Here is a 24,527-nt window from a genome sequence, read left to right as displayed (position 1 = left end):
CTCCCTGTTCACATAATGGCATACAGAGTTTGTGGTCTATAGTTCCTGACAGATCCAGAGTTTCGCTCGGGCCATAGGAGCAACACCCCCTCGAGCTGTAACCGAGTCGGATGCCCACCAGCCTTCGGTAGTGAACAATGCAGGGAGCACACCATGCCGATCCAGCGACCTGAGACACTGAGGTTGGCCCCTGGCCCTGCCCATCATGCAGAGATGGATGGCAATACCGAGGCCGGCGTGTTTCGGTTCGGCTTCGACCAGGCCAAGGAAGCCTACATTCTGTTCCCGCTGCTGGCCGCGCTGCTGTTGCTGGCCATCTGGACCGCTACCCTGTACCTGATCAAGGTTGAACATGTCCGCGCGCAGCAGAGCGCCGCGACGGCGAGCCTGGAGATGGGCGCCACCTACGAAGCGCAAATGTTGCGCGCCATTCACGAAATCGATCAAACCCTCAAGCTGGTCAAATACACCTACGAGGCCGAGGGCGAGCCCAATCCCCTGCGTCGGCTCCAGGAGCGGGCCTTGTTGCCGCCGGCCTTGGTGTTTGACGTCAGCGTGGTCAACCCGGACGGCAGGCTCGTGGCGAGCACGCGGGTCAACAACCGGGAAAACATCGCTGACCCGGATGAGCAGCAAACGCTGCGGCACAGCGACTCACTGTCCATCAGTCATCCGTGGAAAAGCCCAGTCGCTGGAGAATGGCGTCTGCGCTTCAGTCGGCGACTCGACGCGGCGGATGGCAGGCTTGCCGGGATCGCCAGGGTCGAGGTCGATGCTGCCTATTTCGTCAGCAGCTACGACGCTTCGAAACTCGGCGACCAGGGTGCGCTCGGACTCCTTGGCACCGACGGCATCTTCCGCGTACGGCGCACCGGGGAGACGGTACGGGCCGGCGACACGGTCGATTACAGCGCCGTAGTGCCGGACGCTGAAAACACCGAGGCCGTGCTCTCGGTCAATGGATGGGACGGGGTGAGGCGCTACACCAGTGCCCGTCAGCTTTACGACTTTCCGCTGGCGGTGATTGTCGGGTTGTCCGAGGAAGAACAACTGGCCGCGGTGAACCTGCAAGCGCGTACCTATCTCTGGCGGGCCGCGGGCGGCAGCCTGGTGCTGGTGTTGTTGGTGAGCCTGCTCGCCCGGATGAGCTGGCAACTGGCGCAAAGCCGTTTGCGCGCCGCCGAAGCCCAGACGCAACTGGCCGCGGCCGCGCGTCAGGCCGGCATGGCGGAAATCGCCACCAACGTCCTGCACAACGTGGGCAATGTGCTCAACAGCGTGAATATCTCCGCCGACCTGGTCACCCGCAAGCTGCGTACCAGCAAGGCCTTGGGGCTCGGCAAGGCGGTGCAAATGATGAACGAGCATGCCGAGGATCTCGGCGACTTCATCTCCTACGACGAAAAAGGCAAGCTGCTGCCCGGCTACCTGAACCAACTGGTGGACGCGCTTGCAGTCGAGCAACAGAGCATGACCGAAGAACTCGGCTTGCTGACTAAAAGCGTTGATCACATCAAGGAAATCGTCGCCGCCCAGCAATCGTATGCGGGCACCTCCAGCATTGCCGAAACCGTGCAGATAAAGGAACTGATCGAGGATGCCCTGCGCATGAACGCCGGCATCATCGCGGCGCGCCGGATAACCGTGGTGCGAAACTTTGCCGAAACGCCCTTGTTGCTACTGGACAAGCACCGGGTGCTGCTGATCCTGGTCAATTTGATAAAAAACGCCAGCAGGGCGATGGATGACAGACCGGAGCTTGCCCATCAAATCATCCTTCAGAGTGAGATGCACCAGGGAGACACACTGGAGATCAAGGTCATCGACAATGGCGAAGGCATCGCGCCCGAGAACCTGACGCGAATTTTTGCCCATGGCTTTACCACGCGCAAGGATGGCCATGGTTTTGGCCTGCACAGCTGCGTCCTGGCGGCCATGGAGATGGGTGGTTCGCTGGAGGCCCGCAGCGATGGCCCGGGAACGGGGGCGACCTTTACGCTCAAATTGGCGATCTAGACTACGCTTCGGTGCGTGGTAGCGCGCAGTTTCAGCCAACGTTACAAGGAACAGACGAATGGCGATCCATACAACGAGGTCTCGTTGACCCTATGGCGACAAGACCCAATACACTGGCCCTGGCCGTCGTAACGCTGTACGCCGGAGGGGCCAGCGCCGACACAGCCGATACGTCGATGTTCTCGTTGAGCAGCTTCGGCACGGTGGGGATCGTTCACTCCAGCCAGAAAAAAGCCGACTTCACCTCCAGTATCTTCAAACCCAACGGCGCAGGTCACTCACGCAACTGGAGCGCCGACGTCGACAGCCTGATCGGTGCCCAACTGACCGCCACGTTCACCCCGCAGCTGTCGGCCGTGGTGCAGGTCATTTCAGAGCAGCGCTACGACAACAGCTACCGCCCCTTTGTCGAGTGGGCCAACATCAAGTACCAGTTCACGCCGGACTTCAACGCCCGCATTGGCCGTACCGTATTGCCGACTTTCCTGGTCTCCGACACTCGAAAAGTGGGCTACACCCTACCCTGGGTGCGTGCGCCCATGGAGGTCTACAGCCTGATGCCGATTTCCAGCAGCGACGGCATCGATGGCAGCTACCGGTTTCGCGTCGATGAAATCACCAATACAGTGCAGGCGCACTACGGCCAGAACGACACCCGTCAGGCTGACGGCGCCGGCAAGGTACTGACGAGGAATTTCTGGGGGGTCACCAACACCACTGAGTTCGGCGTGCTGACCACGCGCATCACCTTCATGAAAGCCGACCTGACCCTGGAGCCGTTCAATTCACTCTTCGATACGTTCAGGGAGTTCGGTGCCGAAGGCATCGCCATCGCCGATCGCTACGACTCCGATGACACGCCCGTCGAATTCTTTGGAGTAGGCGCCAGCTATGATCCGGGCGATTGGTTCGTCATGAGCGAATGGGGGCGTCTAGATAGCCGTTCCGGCCTGGGCAGGACCAGTGGCTGGTACATCAGCGGCGGGTACCGCGTTGCAGCGTTCACCCCCTATGTCACCTACGCTCGGTCCAGGACCGAAACAGAAGTCTCCAGCCCGGGTTTGACGACATCGGCCTTGCCGCCCGCCCTGGCGGGGGTTGCCGAGCAGCTCAACGGTGCGCTCAACTCTGTCCTGGGCTCAAATGAAGGCCAACAGACCCTTTCCCTTGGCGTGCGCTGGGATTTCACCAAGAACATGGACGCCAAATTGCAATACGATCACACACGTTTCAAGGGCAACTCGGTCGGTCCGTTGATCAACCCCCAACCGGACTTCACGTCGGGGGGCTCGCTCAACGTCATCAGCCTAGCTGTCGATTTTGTATTCTGATGGAGCAGGCCATGGGGTTTGTGAGGCTCATCGGATTCGCCGTAGCGGGGCTCGCCCTGTGCGCAGCCAGCGCTGCCGTCAAGGCCGAGGTGGTCGTGGTCGTCGCTACGTCCAGCCCGGTGAAAGCGCTCGCGCCCAATCAGGTGGCGGATATTTTCCTGGGCAAGACCAGTCGTTTCCCCGACGGCGGACAGGCAATTCCCATCGACCTAACGGAAGATTCGCCGACCCGCGACGAGTTCTACATAACGTTCACAGGCAAGTCCGCATCCCAGCTCAAGGCGCACTGGTCGAAAATCATCTTTACCGGCAGAGGCCAACCGCCCCAGGCTGTTTCAAGCGGCGCGCAGGTCAAGAAGCGTGTTGCAGAGAACCCCGGCACCATTGGCTATATCGATGCCCGGGCGGTGGACGGCAGCGTCAGGGTGCTGCCGCTTGACCCGCAATAAGCACGGGCCTTTACGTATCAGGATCCGTGTCAGCCGCCTGGGCTTGCAGCAACACCTTGAACTGATCGGCAGGAACCGGTTTGTTGAAGTAAAAACCCTGGAATTCGTCGCAGGCATTGTCGCGCAGGAAATCGGCCTGCGCCTTGGTTTCCACGCCTTGGGCCACCACGGTCAGGCTGAGGGTCCTGCCCATGGCGATAATGGCCTCGGTCAAGGCTTTGTCTTCCGACCCACTGCTGGTATCGCAGATACACGAGCGGTCGATCTTGATGACGTCGAGCGGAAACTGCTCGAGGGCAGAGAGCGAAGAATAGCCAATGCCGAAATCATCGATGGCGATGCGGACCTTCAGGTGTTTGAGCCCGGTCAACACACTCAACGCTCTTTTGACGTCCTGCATGAGCAGGCTCTCGGCGATTTCCAGCTCCAGCAGACGCGCATCCATACCGGTTTCGGCCAATATCTCAGCCAGGTCCGTGAGCAGGTTCTCATCGGCAAACTGCCGTGCCGTGAGGTTCACGGCGACTCCCAGCCGCGACAACCCCTGTTGCTGCCAGGCCACGTTTTGCTGGCAGGCAGTCTTGAGTACCCACTTGCCGATCGGCACGATCAAACCGGTCTCTTCCGCGACGGGGATGAATTGCATCGGTGCCACGATACCCAGGTCCGGATGATTCCAGCGCAGGAGCGCTTCCATGCCAGTAATGCGGCCACTGCCGATATCTCGCTTGGCCTGGTAGTGAAGCTGGAACTCGTGGCGCTCCAGCGCGTGGCGCAAGCTCAGCTCCAGCGTCAACCGTTCCAGTGAGTCCGCGTTCAGCTTCGCGGAGTAGAACTGGAAGTTGTTCTTGCCGCATTGCTTGGCCTGGTACATCGCGATATCGGCGTTTTTCTTGAGTGTCTGCTCGTCCAGGCCATCCTGTGGAAACACACTGATGCCGACACTGGCGGTCACCCGGAACTCCTGGCCCTGGAGGTTGAAGGGCCGGGCAATGGCGCCAAGGATTTTCTGAGCAGTGGTTGCCACGTCCTTGTCATCGGACAGCTCCGGCAGCAGGATCACGAATTCGTCACCGCCCAATCGGGCCACCGTATCGCTGATGCGCAGACACGCCTTGAGTCGCAGCGCAACCTCCTTGAGCAACTGATCGCCGGCATCGTGCCCAAGCGTATCGTTGACTTGCTTGAAGCGGTCGAGGTCAAGGAACAGTACCGCCAGTTGCCGATGATAACGGCTTGCCTGGCTGATGCTCTGGCTCAACAGCTTGCTGAATTGGCTGCGATTGGGCAATGCCGTAAGGCCGTCGTGATAGGCCAGATACTCGACATTTTCAGCGTAGGCAATTTTCGCTTCGCCAGCGCGCAAGCGGCTTTGCACCAGTTGCCAGCTCATCCGGGCGAGCAGCCCCGCCAACAACACCAGCAACAGGCTCCCGCCCGCGGCCCGCCAGAGATAGGTACGCGCTTGCTGCTTCACCACGGCCAGTTGTTCTTCCTCGGATAAGCCAACAATCACCGCCAACGGAAAATCGTAGAGCTGACGGGCGCTAATGTAGCGCCGCACACCGTCCAATCCATTGATCGAGCGTACGGCTTCCGTGTTTTCGGTGTCCGGCACCACGGCGGCATAATTGACCTTGTCGCCGGCCGATATCGCCTCCCCACTGCGGCGTGCCCGAAAGACACCGTCGATGCCCAGCAGGCCGAGCAAGCCGTGATTGCCAAGCTTGGAGGCGTCATAACTGCTGACGAAATAGGCCGCGTCGACTTCGACCATGGCGATCCCGGCGAACGCGCCATCCCCGGCGTCAAGCCGCCGGCTGAAACGCAACTTCCACTCCCCCGTCACCGGGCTTTTCCACAGGCGGCTGATCGACAGTACAGTGTCACGCCCCACCGTTTGCAGCTCATCCTTGGCGATCCGGTTTCCGACCTCGCTCGACTGGGTGCTAGCGACGACCAGACCACTGGAATCGACCACGCTGACGTCAAACAAATAAGGTGAAGGCAGCAAGGCACGTGCCTTGAGCTTGGGCAGCGGGTTTGTCTCGCGTCCGGACTCGTAGGTGTACTTGACGAGCTTGAGGGTCTGGTCGATTTCACGCACCGCCCGCAGGATCTGCGCCTCGTAGGTGGCGCCGATTTCCAGGCTCACCTCGGCGATGCCCTGCTGCGCGCGGGCCTGTTCGACCTTGATCAGGTACAAGGTGCCCGCCCAGATGACCGACAGCAGGAGAACCGTCAGCAGCGGGAACAGAATGTAGGCTTCCTTGGCCTGGTCGAAGCGGCGCCGAAACAGATTGCTCGTCGCATCGGACAGGGTGTTTTCAGGCTGGGCGACATCCTGGGCCGACATCAAGACACTCGCCCGTTGGATCGCCATGGTGTGCTCCCTGCATTGTTCACTGCTGACGGCCTGCGGATATCCGACGCGGCAACGCTGCGAGGCGTCCGTGGTTCCTGATCGCCGCCACAGAAGGGTTCCGGACCTGCAGAAAACTATAGACCACAAACGCTGCCTGCCACTGCCAATCGACACGCCGACCGTGGCCTTGCGGCGGTTGTCATGACAAAGTGCAGTTGACGCCCCTGACTTATTGGTCCAGTTTTTAATACAACGGTACCCTGCTGGTCTCTCATGCAGGACGCAATGCCTGATAAATCCCGTTCGTTAATCAAAGGGCCCCTGCCAGCCTATGAATGATGTACCTAGGACCTCCCCTGCCATTGAACGCCAATGGATGCCCCTGTGTCGTTGATTCCCCTGGTTGTGTGTGACGACTCCAACATGGCGCGCAAACAGGTGTTGCGCGCGCTGCCGACAGACTGGCCGGTTTCGGTCACCGAGGCGGCCAACGGGCGCCAGGCCATGGACGCCATACGCCAAGGCCTGGGGCAAGTGGTGCTGCTCGACCTGACCATGCCGGAGATGGATGGCTACCAGGTGTTGAGCGCCTTGCACGCCGAGGGATTGAAGGCGCAAGTCATCGTGATTTCCGGTGACGTCCAGGACGAGGCGGTGCGCCGCGTGCTTGAGCTGGGCGCGCTGGCGTTCCTGAAAAAACCTTTCGACGAAAACGAACTGCGCCAGACCCTCATCCGAGTGGGGCTACTGGCCCAATCCGACCAGGTGCCACTGCAGAATCGTTCTGCCACGAACGCGGCCATCAGCTTTCATGATGTATTCCGCGAGACAGTCAACGTCGCCATCGGCCGGGCGGCGGCCCTGATCGCCAAGGTATTGGGGGTCTTTGTGCAGTTGCCGGTGCCGAACGTGAACATCCTCGAGGTCGGGGAGCTGCATATGACGCTCAACGACGTCGGCAGCTCCCAGCAGCTCACGGCGATTTGCCAGGGGTTCATCGGCAGCGGAATCGCCGGCGAGGCCCTGCTGATATTCCATGACTCGGAAATCGCCGACATCGCGCAATTGATGCAGCGCGAGAGCGCCGACTATTCGGACCTGGAAATGTTGCTGGACCTTTCCAGCGTCTTGATCGGTGCGTGCCTGAGCAGCATTGCCGAACAGATCGATGTGGTGTTTTCCCAGGGCCATCCGCAGATTCTCGGCCAACACGCGGCCATCGAAGAGCTGATCCAGGTCAACCGCAAGCATTGGAAAAAGACCCTCGCGGTGGAAATCAGCTACAGCCTGGAAGGACACGATATTCGCTTCGACCTGTTGCTGCTGTTCACGGAAGACTCCATCGAACGGTTGACCCACAAACTCGCCTACCTGATGAGCTGAGCCATGACCGACTCCATCGATCTGAACGAATTTCACTGGTTGCTGGCCATCGTTCAGAGCATCGACGTCGGTGTTGTGGTGCTCGACCGCGAGTACCGTGTGCAGGTCTGGAACACCTTCATGGAGAACCGCTCCGGGGTGCAGCCCAAGGATGCCCACAATCAGCATTTTTTCAGTCTGTTCCCTGAAATCGATCGCCAATGGTTCAGCCGCAAGGTGGAAAGTGTCGCGACCCTGGGCACGCCGGCGTTCACGGTCTGGGAACAGCGCCCGTACCTGATTCGGTTCAAGAGCTACCAGCCAATCACCGGCCAGGAAGCCTTCATGTACCAGAACACCACGCTGCTGCCACTGCGCTCGCCCGACAACACCATCAAGCATATCTGCCTGGTGATCTATGACGTCACCGATGTCGCCACCAACCGGCATCAGCTCCAGACCGCCAATGCACAGCTGCAACAACTCTCCAGCACCGATCGACTGACGGGGTTGTACAACCGCGGTCACTGGGAGGGCAACCTGAAAGCCGCCTATGCCCGGCATCAGCGCTACGGCAACGCGTTGAGTCTGGTGATGCTCGACATCGACCACTTCAAGCGGGTCAACGACACCTACGGTCACCAGGCCGGCGACAAGGTCATCGAACACGTCGCCCGACTGCTACGCGAGCATGCACGCGACTCCGATGTGGTCGGGCGGTATGGCGGTGAAGAGTTTGGCGTAGTGCTTTCGGATACCGACAGCAGCGGTGCGCTCACTTTTGCCGAACGCATGCGGCACTCCGTGGAGGCGCTGGAGGTGGTGTACAACGACCAGCACATCCGTTTTACCATCAGCCTGGGCGTGGCCGACCTGAGCCAACCCTCGAACAGCCACACCGATCTGATCGCCAGGGCGGACCAGGCGCTGTATACGTCGAAGAAGACCGGGCGCAACCGGGTGACGCTCCATGAATAGCGAGCCCACTTGGCTCTGAGGTGATGATGAGGCTTGATGCCAACCACACATCCCCTGTGGGAGTGTGCTTGCTCGCGATACCGGTGGTTCTGCAGCATTGAAGGTCGCGAGCAGGCTCGCTCCCACATTGGATCTGCCACTCACTCACCAACAAGCCTTGGGGAAGCTTCACCATATTTGCCCAGCAGCTTTAGCGTCACCCCGTTTGTCCAGCCGAAGCCATCCTGCAATTCATATTCGCCACCTCCCCCGCCGGCGCCGCGCCCGGACAGGTCGTATTTCTCCACCAGCTTGTTTTCCTTGCGGTAGAGGTTTTCGACTTGCTGCTGAAAGCGACTGCCAATTTGCTGGGCCAAGGCAGTGTGCCGGTAGCGGTCCAGCCCTTCCACCGCGATCCATTGCAACGGTGCCCAGCCATTGGGCTCATCCCACTGTTGGCCATTACTGACCTGGGTGGTGGCGATGCCCCCAGGACGCAACAGGCCGTCGCGTACCGCATCGGCAGTGCGATGGGCATGCTCGACGGAGGCCAAGCCCGTATACAGCGGGAAAAGCGTAGCGGCGGTAAGCTGCTGGCGTTGCTGGTTGCGTTGCCAATCGTAATCCACGTAGACCCCCCTGTCGGCATTCCACAAGCGTTGCTCGATGGCCCGCTGGCGCCGCTCCGCGCGCCGGCTGTAAGCCTGGACGCATGGCGTGTTCTCAATGGTCTCGCAGGCTTTGGCGATGGTTTGCTCGAGATGGTAAATCAGGCTGTTGAGGTCCACTGGCACAATGGATGTGGTGCGTATGGTCGCCAGGCTCTGGCTATCGTCCAACCAGCGAGAGCTAAAGTCCCAGCCGCTTTCGGCACCAGCGCGCAAGTCACGCCAAACGTCCTGCTTGGGTCGGTCTGGCGCCTGCTCGGCGGTCTTGACATCTTGCAGCCAGGACTCCTGTCGAGGCGTCGGACTGGCATCCCAATAGCGGTTCAGAACACTGCCATCGGCGAACTTGACCACGTGCCGGGCGGCCGTGCCGGGCTGGAGCGCCTGGGCGCCTTCCATCCAGTAGGCATATTCTTTCTGCAACTGTGGCAGGTATCGCCCATAAGCCTGATCACCTTCGATACGCGCCTGCAACGCCACCATATAAGCAAAGAACGGCGGCTGCGATCGGGTCAGGTAGTAGGTGCGATTGCCGTTGGGAATGTGACCGTAGGTGTCGATCATGTAGGCAAAGTTGTCGATCATCTGGCGGACCTGCGCCTTATCACCGCTTTTCTCGAGCCCCAGCATGGTGAAATACGAATCCCAGTAGTACATCTCGCGAAAGCGTCCGCCTGGTACTACGTAGGGCTGTGGCAAGGGCAACAAACTGCTGTAGGCCGGCACCTGGCGGTAGGATCGACTTAACACCGGCCAGAGGCTATCGATGTGTTCCTTGATCGGAACGCCGGGCTTGGGTGCCGGGCTTTCGGCTTCGCCGGAGTCGATGAAGTTGTCTTTCACGAAGGCCTTGATATCGAAGCCATCGCCGTTACGACGGGCCAGGTAATCAGCGCGGATCTGCGCTGGATCACGGTTGGGCAGTGCGTCCACGAAATGCTTCTGGTCAGTGAACACCTGCTTGCGTTGCACCGCTTCAAAGAGCTCGGGATAGGCCTGGTCGGGGGGGAGATTGGCCCGTCCTTGGGCGTCTGCGTAGCTCCATGTAGCGGGCGGTTGACTTGAACATGCCACGCACAGCAGCGTGGTAAAGGAGAGGCTGGCGAGGTCAATAGGTCGCATCAGAGGGTCCATCCTGTTTTCGTTCCTGACAAACGAGTGACCTGCCGGGATGGACCTGGGTTCATTAAATGAGCGTCGATAAGCCCAAGGGTTCGCGATGACGGCAGCGCATCCAACACCTATCCAGGCTGATCCACCGCTATCGCGAGCAAGCGCCCACAGGTTTCAACTGACTGGCATCAGAACCAGGTTTCCATCTGGATGCCGTACTGCCAGACACCGCCGGCGTTAAAGTCAGTCTTGCCGAAGGAGTCCGTGGTGCTGTACCTGTCCAAGTCCGATGACCAGTTCATGACGCTGGCGAACAGGCGTAGCTCAGGACGCGTGAGCAGATCGCCCAGGTCGGGCTTGAAGGTCGGGGCGACCGTGAACTTCCAGAAGTTACCGTCGACCGCATTGCGTTGCAGATAGCCCTTGGGGTCCAGCTGCATGGTTTGCCAGCTCATCTCGTAGGCCATCTCGAAATTGCTGTTGATTTCGTTGGCCAACCGCACGTTCAGGGTCATCCAACGGTAGTCGTCGCCCTTGACGTAGCGATCCTTGCTTTGCTCAGCCAGCAGGCTGGGGCCAATGCGCCAGCCGGACGCTATAGGGGTCTCGCCGTAGAGCGCCAGACGCAGGGCACGAGCCTCGTCGATCAGTTCGCCATCCGCGCCAATGTTCTTGACCTCAGCCCCCAACCCCTGACCATAAAGCAGCGCCGTCTTGAAGAAGCCTTCGCGGCCGAAAAAGGTCTTCTGGTGATTGGCAACCATGCTGTGCAAGCCGGAATCGGCCGGCGTCAGCCCCGCTTCATTGGAACGGGTGCTAAAGTCGTTTTTCTTCGAGCCGATGGCGTTGAACATCCACTGCCACTGGCCACCGTCGAAAAACTGGTTGGACGTCAGGATGTAGCTTTCCACATCGGCATTGACGCCACCCTCGCTGAAGTCCCCGTAGTTGCGACCGATCAGTGAGTAGTTCGAGCGCCAGTTCTTGTTCATCTGCACATCGTAGATGCCACCGCCGGTGCCGGCCAGATAGACGACGTCAGAGTCCAGCCAGTGGATGTCGAAATTGTCCCTGTCGAAGCGCTTGCCGGCCCACAGGGTAGAATTTTCGAACATCGGGTTGCCCTTGAATGCTGCCAGGTGATCGAGTTCGGTAAACACCTGGCGTACGTTCAGGTTGCTTTCATCGGCGGTCCAATCGTTGGTACTTTCCACACCATCGGCGATGGAAACCGTGAACTTGGAGCGCGTGCCGTTCTGCGCGTACATCTCTTTCGACAGGTCGATGCGCATGTAGGTGTCGTCCTCGTTGCCGAGTCGCCCGACAGCGCCCCCCACAGAACCCGCCGGTGTCGTGTACGGACCGCCACGACCACCGCCCAACCCATCATTGATCAGCAACCCGGAGCGGGCGTAGCCCTTGAAGCTGAAGCCGTCGGTAAGGTGTGCAACACTGCCCTGCTTCTCCGTGCTTTGCTGGCTGGCTTCGAGTTTTGCCAGGCGAGCATCGAGCGTGGGGACCGTAGCAGCGGACACCACCGGTTGCATGGCGGGCGTGGCGAGTTTGAGTTGCTGCAATTCCCTGGCGAGTGCCTGGGTTTGTTGTTCGGCGGCGGCGGCACGTTTCTCCGCTGCGCTGGCACGGGCCTCGAACGCGGCCATGCGCTCTTCCAGAGTTGCGGCCTGAGAAGTGGCCGCCGAGGCGCCGAGCACGCTTGCGAATAGCCAGCTTGATGCTTTTTGCATGTGATTTTTCCCTGTTTTGTTTTTATTGTTCTGTTGCCACGACCGGCCTTTTTCGCCCAAGTTCTGGATTGTCAAACCTAAGGAAAAAAAGGATGCCTCATCGCAAATACACTGCTACATTTGGCGATGTTAACGTTAACTTTTCTAAAAACAAAAATAAAGAGGGCTTTATGAAACAGCTAAAATCGCTCCTTCCAGCGGCACTGCTCGGCCTTTGCGTCGGGTTTCCGTCCCTCTCCACAGCCGCCAACCTGACGATTTCCTGCGGCGCCGTGGGCGCTGAGTTGCAGCTATGCAAGGAGGCCGTCGAGGCGTGGTCGAAGCAGACCGGCAACAGCGTCGAAGTGGTTTCCACGCCTAACTCGGCGACCGAGCGGCTGTCGTTCTACCAGCAGATCCTCAGTGCGCAATCCAGCGACATCGACATCATCCAGATCGATATGGTGTGGCCGGGAATGCTGGCCAGGCACTTGATGGACCTGCGCGAGGTACTTCCTGCCAACGCGACCCAGGGTTACTTCCAGGCCCAGGTGGACAACGCCACGGTGAACGGGCGCCTGGTGACCATGCCGTGGTTCACCGACTCGGGGTTGCTGTATTACCGCAAGGACCTGCTCGATAAGTACAACAAGCCCGTGCCCCAGACCTGGGAAGAAATGACCGCTACCGCCAGGACTGTCCAACAGGCCGAGCGCGATGCCGGGAACGCCAATGCTTGGGGTTATGTATTCCAGGGGCGCGCCTACGAAGGCCTGACGTGTAACGCACTGGAGTGGATCAGCAGCCAGCCGCAAGGCGGGCTGGTCAATGCGCAAGGTGACATCGTGGTCAACAGCCAGGCCTCAAGAACGGCGTTGACCTTGGCCAAAAGCTGGGTGGGAGACATCGCCCCCCGTGGCGTACTCAATTACACCGAGGAAGAAGGACGCGGCGTCTTCCAGTCAGGCAATGCGCTGTTCATGCGTAACTGGCCTTATGTCTGGGCCCTGGTGCAGAGCCAGGACAGCGCGGTGAAAGACAAGGTCGGCGTTGCGCCCCTGCCCCGCGGCGGCGCGACGGGCACCCATGCGTCCACTCTCGGCGGCTGGGGCCTGGCGGTGTCGCGCTACAGCGCCAACCCCAAGCTCGCCGCAGAACTGGTGAGCTACCTGAGCAGCGCTCAACAGCAGAAACACCGCGCCTTGGTTGGCGCCTATAACCCGGTGATCGAGTCGCTGTACCAGGATCCCGAGTTGCTCGCGGCCATGCCTTACTACAGCCAACTGCGCAGCATCCTCAACGATGGGGTCATGCGCCCCGCGTCAATCACCGCCGACCGCTATCCACGGGTCTCCAATGCGTTCTTCGATCAAGTGCATGGCGTGCTGGCGGGTGAACGGCCGGTCGATCAGGCGCTGGCCGAACTGGAAAGCGAACTCACGCGCATCAAACGCCGGAACTGGTAAGCCACAAGGAAGGAAATCACCATGTCTGTCTCCACTACGCTCGCCCCCGGCGACGACGAGCTCCTGCTCACCCGGGAAACGCCGGTACAACGCCGTCGCGTTCGCGCCGCGTGGCTGTTCCTGAGCCCGATGTTACTGTGCCTGGCCCTGGTGGCCGCCTGGCCGCTGCTGCGCACATTCTGGTTCAGCCTGACCGACGCCAGCCTGGCCGACACGGGCGATGCAACCTTTGTCGGCTTGAGCAACTATCTGTTCCACAGCAGCGCCGGCTGGTCGGGCATTCTGGTCGATCCACAGTGGTGGAATGCGGTACGCAACACCTTGCATTTCACCGTGGTGTCGGTCGGTTTGGAAATCGTACTGGGGCTGCTCGTGGCCTTGCTGCTGAACGTCAAGTTCACCGGACGCGCCTTGGTGCGGGCGTTGATCCTGATCCCATGGGCGATCCCGACCATCGTCTCGGCGAAAATCTGGTCATGGATGCTCAACGACCAGTTCGGCATCATCAATCACCTGATGCTGAGCCTCGGCCTGATCGATGCGCCCCTGGCCTGGACAGCCGATGCGGACCTGTCGATGTGGGCAGTGATCATCGTCGACGTCTGGAAGACCGTGCCTTTCGTCACGCTGCTGATGCTGGCGGCCTTGCAGATGTTGCCCAGCGACTGCTACGAAGCCGCCAGGGTCGATGGCATTCACCCAGTGAAAGTGTTCTGGTGGGTCACGCTGCCGCTGCTGATGCCGGCATTGCTGGTGGCGGCGATCTTTCGCATTCTCGATTCCTTGCGGGTGTTCGACGTCATCTATGTGTTGACCTCGAACTCATCCAGCACCATGAGCATGTCGGTCTATGCCCGCCAGCACCTGGTGGAATTCCAGGACGTCGGTTATGGCAGCGCTGCTTCGACCTTGCTGTTTCTGGTCGTGGCGGTAATCGCCATGGCTTACCTGTACCTCGGCCGCCGTCAACTGGAGGTCCGCTCATGAGCCCGCGCCTGCTGAAAAAAACCCTGCTGCGTCTCGGCTTCTGGTGCCTGATCGGGATCTTGCTGCTGTATGCGGTCTTCCCGTTCTACTACGCCATCGTAACGTCGCTGAAGCCGTCCAGCGCCTTGTTCCAGGTGAGCTACTGGATCGACAACCCCGACTTCTCCAACTATGCCGCTGTGCTGAGCCAGGCCTCGTTCCTGCGGGCCATCGGCAACTCGCTGGTGGTTGCGCTGAGCGTGGTCGCGCTGGCGTTGTTCCTCAGCCTGACCGCCGCCTATGCCCTGGGCCGCGTGAAGTTTCGCGGACGCGGCGTGGTGTTGATGATGGTCCTGGGCGTCTCGATGTTTCCACAAGTCGCGGTGCTGTCGGGATTGTTCGAAGTGATCCGTGCCCTGGGCCTGTACAACTCGTCTTGGGCGTTGATCCTGAGCTACACGATTTTCACCCTGCCCTTCACCGTCTGGGTGCTGACCACCTTTATGGGGCAACTGCCTCATGAGCTGGAAGAGGCCGCGATCATGGACGGTGCGTCACCCTGGGTCACGCTGACCCGCGTGCTGCTGCCGCTGCTCTGGCCGGCACTGGTCACCACGGGCCTTTTGGCCTTCATCGCCGCCTGGAACGAGTTCCTGTTTGCCCTGACCTTCACCCTGACCGACTCGCAACGCACGGTCCCGGTCGCCATCGCGCTGATTTCCGGCGGCAGCCCCCATGAACTGCCTTGGGGTTTGTTGATGGCGGCGTCGGTGCTGGTCACCGTCCCATTGGTGATTCTGGTGCTGATCTTCCAGCGCCGCATCGTTTCCGGCCTCACTGCCGGTGCGTTAAAGGGTTGAGGCCCAACACAAACAAGAAAGGAACAGCATCGTGATCAAGTTGAAGCTGGACAACGTGAACAAACAATTGGGCGGCGCACGCATTCTTCGCGACGTCAGCCTGGAGATCTCGGCAGGTGAATTCGTGGTTTTCGTCGGCCCTTCGGGTTGCGGAAAATCGACCTTGCTGCGGCTGATCGCCGGACTGGATTCGATCTGTGGCGGAGACCTGCTGATCGACGGACGCCGGGTCAATGACCTGGAACCACGTGAGCGTGGCGTTGGCATGGTGTTTCAGTCCTATGCGCTGTACCCGCACATGAGCGTCTACGACAACATCAGCTTCGGCCTCAAACTGGCCAAGACCGAAAAGACCAGCCTGCGCGAGCGGGTGCTGAAAACCGCGCAAATCCTGCAGCTGGATAAGCTGCTGCAGCGCAAGCCACGGGAACTGTCGGGTGGACAGCGCCAGCGGGTGGCCATGGGTCGGGCCATGGCGCGGGAACCGGACATCCTGTTGTTCGACGAGCCGCTGTCCAACCTCGACGCCTCACTGCGCGTGCAGATGCGCAACGAAATCGCCCGGCTGCATGGGCGACTGGGCTCGACCATGATCTACGTGACCCACGACCAGGTTGAAGCGATGACCCTGGCCGACAAGATTGTCGTGCTCAATGGCGGCCGCATCGAGCAGGTCGGCTCGCCGCGCGAACTCTATGAGCACCCGGCCAGCCGCTTTGTCGCCGGTTTCCTCGGCTCGCCCAAGATGAACTTTCTGCCGGCACGCCTGCATACCCCTGGCGAAACCAGCCAGATCGACAGCCCTTTATTGGGCATGACGCCCCTGCCCTTCGACAGCGCCCACCTGGCGGCGAACAGCCCACTGACCCTGGGGATTCGCCCGGAACACGTGTCGCTCAAAGCGGCGCAAGGCAGCGCTGGGGTCGTCGTGGTCGGGGTCGAATACCTGGGCAGCGAAACCTACGTGCACCTGGAATCAGGCGAGGATGAACCCTTGATCTGTCGCTGCGAGGTCAACGCCGGATGGCACGTGGGCGATCGGGTTGAACTGCAACTGGCGTTCGGCAGCCTGCACCTGTTCGATGCCGATGGCACGGCCTTGAGACGCCATCCTGCTGTTATTGAAGTCCTCCCGGAGGACGTCCCGCAGCGCTCGCCTAAAGCAGGCGCCCTATGACTGTGTCTGTGAATGCCATGAACGCCCCCATGCTCTCCCCCCTTGAACGTGCGCAACAGGCGCTGAGTGAAGGTCAGCCTCGCGTCATCGACGACTATCGACCTGACTATCACCTGGCACCTGTCGCGGGCTGGATGAACGACCCTAACGGGGTGGTGTTTTTCCGTGGCGAATATCACGTGTTCTACCAGCACCACCCTTTCGATGCCAAATGGGGGCCGATGTATTGGGGCCACGCCAAGAGCACCGACCTGGTCCATTGGCAGCATCTGCCCCTGGCCCTGGCGCCAGGCGATGACTTCGACCGTCACGGTTGTTTTTCCGGTAGCGCGGTGGTGTGTGGCGACACCCTGGCGCTGATCTACACCGGGCATACCTGGCTGGGAGAAGTGGGTGACGAGCGCTTTATCCGCCAGGTCCAATGCCTGGCCACCAGTGACGACGGCATCCGGTTCGTCAAGCATGGCGCCGTCATCGAGGACGCGCCGCAAGAAACGATCATGCACTTTCGCGACCCCAAGGTCTGGCAGGAGGACGGCTATTGGTACCTGATTGCCGGCGCCCGCCTGGGCGACAAACCGCTGCTGCCGCTTTACCGCTCCACCGACCTGCACACCTGGGAGTTCCTCAACTACGTGTCCAGCGGTAATGAGGGCGATGGCTACATGTGGGAATGCCCGGACCTGTTTCGCCTCAACGGGCGTGACGTGCTGCTGTACTCCCCCCAGGGCATGCAGCCCGAAGGTTACGAACGCCTCAACAAGTACCAGACCGGTTATCGCATTGGCCGGCTCGACAGCGAATGGCACTTCACCGGCGGGCCGTTCATCGAACTGGACAACGGTCACGATTTCTATGCCGCGCAAACGTTGGAGGCCGCCGATGGTCGGCGCCTGGTGTGGGCCTGGCTGGACATGTGGGAAAGCCCGATGCCGAGCCAGCCCCATCACTGGTGCGGCATGCTCGGCTTGCCCCGCGAGCTGCAACTGCAGGGCGATCGCCTGGGCGTGTTTCCGGCACGGGAACTGACCGCGCTGCGCCAGGCGCCGCTGCCGAGCATCGCACCGTGGGGCGAGTCGGGCAGCCGCTGGGTGCCGCAAGTGAATGGCGACAGGCTGGAAATTCATGTGCATCTGGATCTGCTCGGCTGCACCGAAGGCCACCTGGGCATCGCCTTGCGCTGCAGTGCCGATGAGCAGGAACAAACCCTGCTTTATTACGACGCGTCACTGCAACGCCTGGTACTCGATCGCAGCCGCTCGGGTGCGCAAGTGAGCGGTCAACGCAGCGTGTCGATCGAACCGACGCAAACGCAATTGCACCTGCGGGTATTTCTCGATCGCTCGTCCATCGAGGTGTTTGAGGAAAACGGCCGCTTCAGCTTCAGCAGCCGCCTCTATCCGCGGCCCGACAGCCTCGGGGTGAAGCTGTTGGCAAACGGCACTGGCGGGTGCGTCGCCATTCCCAAGGCGTGGCCGCTGGACTCGGGCTGGCTGTGAGTACCGTCATTCGAGTCGCGAGAAGCCCAGGGCCTGTGTCATGATTCTGCGTCAACCTGACTGGCCGCACTTCGCATGACTTCCGTGAAAGACGTTGCACAACTGGCCGGCGTATCCCTGATGACGGTTTCGCGCGCGCTCAACACGCCGGAAAAACTGAGCCCCGAAACCCTTCAGCGGGTACGTCACGCCATTGAGGAACTGCAATTCGTACCGAGCCTGTCGGCGCGCAGAATGCGCGGCGACAACCTGCAGGCGCGCACCATCGGTGTCTTCGCACTGGACACCGCGACCACGCCGTTCGCCGTCGAGTTGCTGCTGTCCATCGAACAGACCGCGCAGCAGGCAGGCTGGAACGTCTTCATCCTCAACCTGTTGAGCAACCCGCCCACCGACCAGAACATCGACCTGATGCTGTCGCACCGCCCCGACGGGCTGATCTTCAGTGCCATGGGATTGCGCCAGGTGAGCATTCCCGAGCGACTCAAGAGTAAACCGCTGGTGCTCGCCAACTGCCTGGCCGATGACAGCCGCCTGGTCAGTTATGTGCCGGATGATGAAGCCGGGCAGCATCGAGCCATGCAGCAGGCGTTGAGCCAAGGCTACCGACGCCCGCTGTGTATCAATTTGCCCAGGAAGAGTCTTGCCTGGAGCCTGCGCCAACAAGGCCTGAAACGCGCCTGTCAGGCCGTCGGGCTGGCACCTGAAGCACTGCTGCAGTACGACCTTTCCGATCACGACGCCTATAGCGAAACCGCCGCCATTCTCGACCGACACATCGTTGATGGCCGTCCGCAATTCGACATCCTGGTCTGCGGCAACGATCGCATCGCCTTTTGCGCCTATCAGCTGTTGTTGGGGCGCGGCCTGAAAATTCCCGGCGATGTCGCGGTGCTCGGCTATGACAATATGATCGGCATCGCCGAACTGTTCGTCCCTCCACTGACCACGGTACAACTGCCGTACTACGAGATCGGACGCCAGGCGGCCCGTCACCTGATCGAGAACCTCGAGGTATCGGGCACCCAGCCGGTGGATTGCCCGTTGGTGGTCAGGGCGTCGCTATAACGCCAATCGGCATCCGCCCCCCCGCCCTCAAGGCTGCTTGGCCGGCGGCAGCGCCGCGATGATCCGAGCGCGGCCAGCGTGTTTTCGATGAGCCGCGGTATACGCCGAAAGGCCCGCCGAAAAGGTGTCAGCTACGCCTTCGTGTTCATGCGTATCAGTGGTCCTCAACTGCGCGAGATCACCACGCTCGTCGAGTCCGGCAGCATCAAGCCGGTACTTGACCGATCCTTTCCCTTCGACGCCACGGCCGATGTCCTGGGCTACGTAGAACAAGGACGGTCCAAGGGCAAGGTCGTCATCAAGATTCACTCAGGAATGGCCGCTGGGTAAAACCGTTCATCACCACACAGCAATATGCGAATCCGCCCGGGGTTCGGTCCCACCGCACAGCACACCACTGACCGGGTCGCGCAGGATGATCTGGCCGCGGCCATAGTCGGTCAGGTCGCTGGCGATCTGAACCTCATGCCCCCGTCGCGCCAGGGCATTGGCCAGGTCCCGTGAGGCCCCGTGCTCGATCCCGACCTTCATCGCCCCCAGCCATTGCCAGCGCGGTGCATCCAGCGCCGCTTGCGGGTTCAGGCCGAAATCCACCAGGTTCATGACCATCTGCACATGCCCCTGGGGCTGCATGTAGCCGCCCATCACGCCGAACGGGCCAAGGGCCTCGCCATTGCGGGTGAGGAAACCGGGAATGATGGTATGGAAGGTCTTCTTGCCCGGGGCCAGGCCGTTGACGTGGGTCGGATCAAGGCTGAATTCCTGCCCACGATTCTGCAAAGCTATACCGCTGTCGGGCAGCACCACGCCGGAGCCAAACCCGTGGTAGTTGCTCTGGATGAACGAGACCATATTGCCCTCCCCATCCGCGGTCGCCAGGTACACCGTGCCGCTGGCGTGGGGGTTGCCGGGCGCAGGCGGTTGGGCCTGTTCGCCGATCTGCCGACGACGGTGGGCACTGTAGTCATCGCTGAGCAGGTCAGCCACCGCCACGCGCATGTGCAAAGGATCGGTGATGTAGTGCAGGCCGTCGCTGTAGGCCAACTTCATCGCTTCCAGTTGGCGATGCCAGGTCTGTTGGCTGTCACGGTGATCGAAGTCGAAGCCTTCCAATATCTTCAAAGCCATCAAGGCCACCAGGCCCTGCCCGCTCGGCGGGATTTCCCAGACATCCACGCCTCGGTAATTGACGTGGATGGGGTCCACCCACTGGGCGCGATAATCCTTGAGGTCCGAGGCCCGCAGATAGCCGCCGCTGGCCCGGGAGTGGGCGTCCAGGCGCTCGGCCAACGCACCGCGATACAGGCTCTCGCAGCGGGTGTCGGCCAACTCCTGGAGGGTGCGCGCCTGAGCCGGGTTGCGAAAAACCTCCCCGGCCCGTGGTGCCCGGCCGTCGATCAGAAAGGTAGCGAACCAGGCCTCCAGGACGGCATCACGATGGGGCGTGAACTCGTTCATCGCGCCCTGCCATTGATGGGCTACCACCGGCGACAGCGCAAAACCGTCCCGCGCCAGGCTGATGGCCGGTTGCAGCAGCTCGGCAAAGGGCAGCTTGCCAAAGCGTCGGGACAATTCGGCCCAGGCCGACGGGCAGCCCGGGACGGTCACCGGTGTCCAGCCATAGAGCGGCATCTGCTCGTGGCCGGCGGCCTTGACCGCCTCGATACTCAAGGCAGCCGGTGCATGGCCGTTGCCGTTGAGGCCGTGCAACTGGCCCTTGCACCAGACCAGCGCAAAGGCGTCACCGCCAATGCCACAGCCGGTGGGTTCGACCACGGTCAGTGCGGCTGCCGTGGCGATGGCGGCGTCGATGGCATTGCCACCCTTTTGCATGATCTCGATGCCCGCCTGGGCAGCCAGGGGCTGGGACGCGGCGACCATGCCTCGACGGGCGAAAACGCTTTGGCGTTGCGACGGATAAGGATATTCGTGGGCAGAAAATTTCAGCATGGTGAAGGCTCTTCGATACAGGAATTCAGTGGCCGGGAAAAGTCATAACACGCGACTGAGAAAAGCCCGGGTACGAGGATGAATGGGGTGACAGAAAATCTGCTCCGGCGGCCCTTGCTCGATGAGTTCGCCCTGGTCCAGGACCACCACACGGTCGGCCACTTCCCGGGCAAAGCCCATTTCATGGGTCACCACGACCATGGTCATCCCCTCCTCGGCCAACTCCTTCATCACTTGCAACACCTCGCCGACAGTCTCCGGGTCGAGGGCGCTGGTGGGTTCGTCGAACAGCATGGCCAGGGGTTTCATGGCCAGGGCCCGGGCAATCGCCACCCGCTGTTGCTGGCCGCCAGAGAGCATCGACGGGTAGTGATCGGCCTTGTCCGCCAGGCCGACCCGCTCCAGCAGGCCGCGGGCCTGCTCCAACGCTGCGGTGCGAGTCACGCCAAGCACCTGGATCGGCGCCTCGATGATGTTTTCCAGGGCCGTCATGTGGGGGAACAGGTTGAAACGCTGGAAGACCATGCCGATGTCCCGCCGCTGTCGGGCGATGTTGCGCTCGGACTCACGCACCAGGCTGCCATCGGCCCGCTCGCGATAGCCCATGGCCCGGCCATTGACGCGGATGCGCCCGCCCTGGATGTCCTCCAGCAAGTTGATGCAGCGGATGAAGGTGGTCTTGCCGGAGCCCGAAGCACCGATCAGCACCACCACTTCGCCGCGCCGCACTTGCAGGCAGATGCCTTTGAGGATCTGCAGCTCGCCGAAAGACTTGTGGACATCCAGTGCCTCGATAATCAGCTCTTCGCTTTTTTGCGCCATGGTTAACGTCCCCTCAGCAGGTTCAGGGTGCTACGACCGAACATCCGCGTCGAAGCCGGCGGCGGTGACGAGGGCCGGTCCGACTGACCGAAGCGAGCCTCCAGCCAGCGCTGGAAAAAGCCCCACAACGTGGTCAGCAACAGGAAGTAGATCGCCACCACCAGATACAGTTCGAACACCCGGAACGTCGCCGACGTGACCATCTGGGTACTGAGCAGCAATTCCTGTACGCCGATCACGCTGACCAGCGTGGTGTTCTTGAGCATCACGTTGAACTCGTTGCCCAGCGGCGGAACGATGACCCGGAACGCCTGGGGCAAGACAATGCGGCGCATCAGTTTGGCGAAGGTCATGCCCAGCGAGCGCCCGGCCTCGTATTGGCCCTTGTCCACCGCACCGATGCCCGCGCGGATGATCTCGGCCATGTAGGCACCCTCGTTGAGGCCCAGGGCAATGATCGCCGCCTGGATATTGCCGGGGATCACCAGACCGAACAGGTCGATGTCTTCGAAGCGGAAAATCCCGCCAGCGGCCAGTGCGGTGTAGAGAAAGACGATCTGCACCAGCAGCGGCGTACCGCGCATCAGCCACACGTAAAAACGCACCGGCACATGCAGCAAGGGGTTGCTCGACAACCGCAGCAGCGCGGCGGTCAGCCCGAGGACACAGCCCAGCAACATCGCCAGCACACTGATCAGGCAAGTCAGCCAGAGCCCGGTGAGGTACACCCCACTGGGCTGCAACAAGTACTGCCAGAACACATCCCAATTGAAACTCATCGACGGTTCACCTCAATCAAGCGTGTCACTGGCGACATGCCATTTGCCAAGCAGTTGGCTGTAGCTGCCATCGCTGCGCATATCGCCGATGACCTGCTGCACGGCAGCCGTCAGTTGCGGATCGTCCTTGCGAATGCCCAGGCCGGTGAGAATCCGGCTGAAGGCCGGCACGCCTTCCTCGAACAGATCGGGTGCCATGGCGGCGTAATAACCGGCGGTTTCCACGGTGGTGCCATAGGCATCGACCTGGCTGATGCGCAAGGCCTGGAAGGCATCGGTGTCGGTGTTATAGACCACCAGTTTCATAGGCGGCTTGCCGGCCTTGGCCAGGGTTTCGTTCTCGGTGTCGAGCAGGGTCTTGATGGTGGAACCGTTGAGCACCGCGACCTTGTGTCCGGAAAGGTCCGACAGCGTCTTGAGCCCCTTCGGATTGCCCTTGGGCACCACCACCGCCTGGCTGGAATACATGTAGTTGACGATGTCGATCACCTCGCGGCGCTCGGGCTTGTCAAACAGCTGGTCGACGATCATGTCGCATTGTCGGGCCAACAACGCGGGGAGCAATCCGGAAAAGGGAATGACCCGCCATTCCACCTTCTTGTCGCCCAGGCGCTTGGCGATCTCCAGGCCCAGGTCCACGGTCAGTCCCTTGGGTTTCTGCGCCTCATCAAAGGACACCAGCGGCGGCGAATCCATGCCCGAGCAGTAGACGAGTTTATCGACCTTGAGCAAACGCTCCGGGACAACGGGCGCGGCAACCGCCCACTGCGCACAGAAACCCAAGGATAAAGCGGCAACCAACAGGCGAGGCTTATGCATGACCAGACACTCCAGTTCAGTAAATGACGGCAGTACTCAAAGTCAAAACACGGGCAGGGTTCTAATCCCCTGCTCTCGTTATTTTTTCGATTGCAGGAACTCGATCAATTCAGGAACGGTGCCTTCGATGTGCGCACGCACCACCGCCTCGGCCTTGTCGGCATCGCCCGCACGCAGGGCGTCGAGAATCAGCATGTGCTCCTGGCGCGCACTCAGGGGCTTTTCCACGTGCTGCAACCACAGGCGCATGGGCGCTTCGATCAGGGAATAGAGCGCGCTGATCTGCTTGAGCAATCGCGGGCGACCGCTGAGGCTGCACAGGTATTCATGGAACGCGCGATGGCGGCTGACCCACTCGGCGCTTTCCTCGCGGTAATCGTCCATCTCGTCCAGCAGTCGCTCCAAGGCAGCCAGTTGGCGTTCGCCAATTCGTGCTGTCGCGACACGGACGGCCAGGCCTTCCAGGGCGCTGCGCATCTCGAAGACTTCGTGCAACTCATCGATGTCCAGGCCGCTGACAATCGCCCCGCGATTGGGTCGCAGGGTCACCAGGCCCTGGGCATCCAGACGGCGAAAGGCTTCGCGCACCGGCATCCGGCTCATGCCGATCTCGTTGGCGATGTCCTCGGCAATCAGCCGGTCGCCCTTGCGTAACCGACCGCCACAAATCGCATCGAGCAGGAAGTTGTAGGCCTCCTCCTCGGCAGTCATCGGTGGGCGTTCAACGTAAGTCGGGGCAAATTGCATGGCAGCACCTTCTGCATTTTTGTATCCAATTATCCATGAATTCAAAAAAGCAGAATGCGTGCCAGGCTCACGCATGATCGTGCAAGGGATTGATTTGAAGGAATTAATCGAGGAGAACGACTGCCAGGCTTAAGCCCTTAGCCGCCCTGGTGTGCTACCAAACAGCTCAGCGGCTGCCTTTTATGGGTGCGGGATGGCGCTTCGGTAACACCGCAATGCCGTTCACTTAAGGCTTGTTGGATTAATAGCGACATTTTTGCGTCGTGTGGGCCGTTTCCTAAGAAATTGCGCCCTTCCCCTATAGGAAGCGTCCCAAACGTCGCCGAACCCGATGCGAAAAGATGGAACCATCCTTTGAGCTGATTCACGCTGACCACCCTTGAAAAACC

The 24,527-nt window shown here is 60.8% G+C and carries 20 protein-coding genes and 1 pseudogene; 12 read left to right on the top strand and 9 right to left on the bottom strand.

Annotated elements, in window-relative coordinates; genetic code table 11:
* Positions 1 to 153 precede the first annotated feature (153 nt).
* The 3 genes from AACY42_RS25165 to AACY42_RS25155 all read left to right on the top strand — a co-directional run bounded on the left by AACY42_RS25165 (position 154) and on the right by AACY42_RS25155 (position 3,796).
* On the top strand, positions 154 to 2,016 hold the full coding sequence (locus AACY42_RS25165; protein WP_339483042.1) for an ATP-binding protein: 1,863 nt from the start codon (positions 154 to 156) through the stop codon (positions 2,014 to 2,016).
* Between the two features lie 92 nt (positions 2,017 to 2,108).
* Positions 2,109 to 3,347 (top strand): porin, encoded by a 1,239-nt coding sequence (locus AACY42_RS25160; protein WP_339483041.1) that lies wholly within the window; start codon positions 2,109 to 2,111, stop codon positions 3,345 to 3,347.
* 11 nt (positions 3,348 to 3,358) lie between these two features.
* The gene (locus tag AACY42_RS25155; protein WP_339483040.1) at positions 3,359 to 3,796 is read left to right on the top strand and encodes a phosphate ABC transporter substrate-binding protein; all 438 of its coding nucleotides are present in this window, start codon (positions 3,359 to 3,361) and stop codon (positions 3,794 to 3,796) included.
* A 10-nt stretch (positions 3,797 to 3,806) separates the two neighbouring features.
* On the opposite strand, the gene AACY42_RS25150 is transcribed toward AACY42_RS25155, so the two are convergent.
* Complete coding sequence (locus AACY42_RS25150; protein ID WP_339483039.1) at positions 3,807 to 6,179, bottom strand: bifunctional diguanylate cyclase/phosphodiesterase; 2,373 nt, start codon at positions 6,177 to 6,179, stop codon at positions 3,807 to 3,809.
* Between the two features lie 354 nt (positions 6,180 to 6,533).
* Here AACY42_RS25150 and AACY42_RS25145 point away from each other — a divergent pair, with 354 nt between their 5' ends.
* Both AACY42_RS25145 and AACY42_RS25140 read left to right on the top strand, forming a co-directional pair.
* Positions 6,534 to 7,544, top strand: coding sequence for a response regulator (locus tag AACY42_RS25145; protein WP_339483038.1), 1,011 nt, complete (start codon positions 6,534 to 6,536; stop codon positions 7,542 to 7,544).
* Positions 7,545 to 7,547: 3 nt separating this feature from the next.
* Positions 7,548 to 8,501 (top strand): GGDEF domain-containing protein, encoded by a 954-nt coding sequence (locus tag AACY42_RS25140; protein WP_339483037.1) that lies wholly within the window; start codon positions 7,548 to 7,550, stop codon positions 8,499 to 8,501.
* Positions 8,502 to 8,641: 140 nt separating this feature from the next.
* Here AACY42_RS25140 and treA read toward each other — a convergent pair whose 3' ends face one another.
* Together treA and AACY42_RS25130 are read right to left on the bottom strand one after the other, a co-directional pair.
* On the bottom strand, positions 8,642 to 10,270 hold the full coding sequence (gene treA, locus AACY42_RS25135) for an alpha,alpha-trehalase TreA (RefSeq protein ID WP_339483036.1): 1,629 nt from the start codon (positions 10,268 to 10,270) through the stop codon (positions 8,642 to 8,644).
* A 179-nt stretch (positions 10,271 to 10,449) separates the two neighbouring features.
* Positions 10,450 to 12,006: a carbohydrate porin gene (locus AACY42_RS25130; RefSeq protein ID WP_339483035.1), complete on the bottom strand. Its 1,557-nt coding sequence runs from the start codon at positions 12,004 to 12,006 to the stop codon at positions 10,450 to 10,452.
* Between the two features lie 170 nt (positions 12,007 to 12,176).
* Here AACY42_RS25130 and AACY42_RS25125 point away from each other — a divergent pair, with 170 nt between their 5' ends.
* From AACY42_RS25125 to AACY42_RS25095, 7 genes and pseudogenes are all read left to right on the top strand, one after another.
* The gene (locus AACY42_RS25125) at positions 12,177 to 13,451 is read left to right on the top strand and encodes an ABC transporter substrate-binding protein (protein ID WP_339483034.1); all 1,275 of its coding nucleotides are present in this window, start codon (positions 12,177 to 12,179) and stop codon (positions 13,449 to 13,451) included.
* 21 nt (positions 13,452 to 13,472) lie between these two features.
* Positions 13,473 to 14,438: a carbohydrate ABC transporter permease gene (locus AACY42_RS25120; protein ID WP_339483033.1), complete on the top strand. Its 966-nt coding sequence runs from the start codon at positions 13,473 to 13,475 to the stop codon at positions 14,436 to 14,438.
* A complete protein-coding gene (locus tag AACY42_RS25115; protein ID WP_339483032.1) occupies positions 14,435 to 15,277 on the top strand; it encodes a carbohydrate ABC transporter permease in 843 nt (280 codons plus the stop codon). Before AACY42_RS25120 ends, AACY42_RS25115 begins: the two co-directional genes overlap by 4 nt.
* A gap of 31 nt (positions 15,278 to 15,308) precedes the next feature.
* Positions 15,309 to 16,454: an ABC transporter ATP-binding protein gene (locus AACY42_RS25110; RefSeq protein WP_339483031.1), complete on the top strand. Its 1,146-nt coding sequence runs from the start codon at positions 15,309 to 15,311 to the stop codon at positions 16,452 to 16,454.
* Positions 16,451 to 17,953, top strand: coding sequence for a glycoside hydrolase family 32 protein (locus AACY42_RS25105; RefSeq protein ID WP_339483030.1), 1,503 nt, complete (start codon positions 16,451 to 16,453; stop codon positions 17,951 to 17,953). The genes AACY42_RS25110 and AACY42_RS25105 overlap by 4 nt, the downstream gene beginning before the upstream one ends.
* A gap of 75 nt (positions 17,954 to 18,028) precedes the next feature.
* A complete protein-coding gene (locus AACY42_RS25100; RefSeq protein WP_339483029.1) occupies positions 18,029 to 19,021 on the top strand; it encodes a LacI family DNA-binding transcriptional regulator in 993 nt (330 codons plus the stop codon).
* A gap of 90 nt (positions 19,022 to 19,111) precedes the next feature.
* A pseudogene (locus AACY42_RS25095) lies at positions 19,112 to 19,351 on the top strand (zinc-binding dehydrogenase); the annotation flags it as partial.
* Between the two features lie 9 nt (positions 19,352 to 19,360).
* Here AACY42_RS25095 and AACY42_RS25090 read toward each other — a convergent pair.
* The 6 genes from AACY42_RS25090 to AACY42_RS25065 all read right to left on the bottom strand — a co-directional run.
* Positions 19,361 to 20,971: a gamma-glutamyltransferase family protein gene (locus AACY42_RS25090; RefSeq protein WP_339483027.1), complete on the bottom strand. Its 1,611-nt coding sequence runs from the start codon at positions 20,969 to 20,971 to the stop codon at positions 19,361 to 19,363.
* A gap of 42 nt (positions 20,972 to 21,013) precedes the next feature.
* A complete protein-coding gene (locus tag AACY42_RS25085) occupies positions 21,014 to 21,793 on the bottom strand; it encodes an amino acid ABC transporter ATP-binding protein (RefSeq protein ID WP_339483025.1) in 780 nt (259 codons plus the stop codon).
* 2 nt (positions 21,794 to 21,795) lie between these two features.
* A complete protein-coding gene (locus AACY42_RS25080; RefSeq protein WP_339483023.1) occupies positions 21,796 to 22,572 on the bottom strand; it encodes an amino acid ABC transporter permease in 777 nt (258 codons plus the stop codon).
* A 12-nt stretch (positions 22,573 to 22,584) separates the two neighbouring features.
* A complete protein-coding gene (locus tag AACY42_RS25075) occupies positions 22,585 to 23,391 on the bottom strand; it encodes an ABC transporter substrate-binding protein (RefSeq protein WP_339483021.1) in 807 nt (268 codons plus the stop codon).
* A gap of 78 nt (positions 23,392 to 23,469) precedes the next feature.
* Entirely contained in the window at positions 23,470 to 24,138 is a 669-nt protein-coding gene (locus tag AACY42_RS25070) for a GntR family transcriptional regulator (protein WP_024616528.1), read from the bottom strand.
* 137 nt (positions 24,139 to 24,275) lie between these two features.
* Positions 24,276 to 24,527 (bottom strand): hypothetical protein (locus AACY42_RS25065; protein WP_339483019.1); only part of this gene is annotated, 252 nt, incomplete at its 5' end.

It is taken from the genome of Pseudomonas sp. RL_5y_Pfl2_73 (assembly GCF_963970515.1).
In the GTDB taxonomy this organism is placed as follows: domain Bacteria; phylum Pseudomonadota; class Gammaproteobacteria; order Pseudomonadales; family Pseudomonadaceae; genus Aquipseudomonas.
Note: the sequence above shows the minus strand (reverse complement) of the source record. Positions and strands in the feature narration are given on the sequence as shown.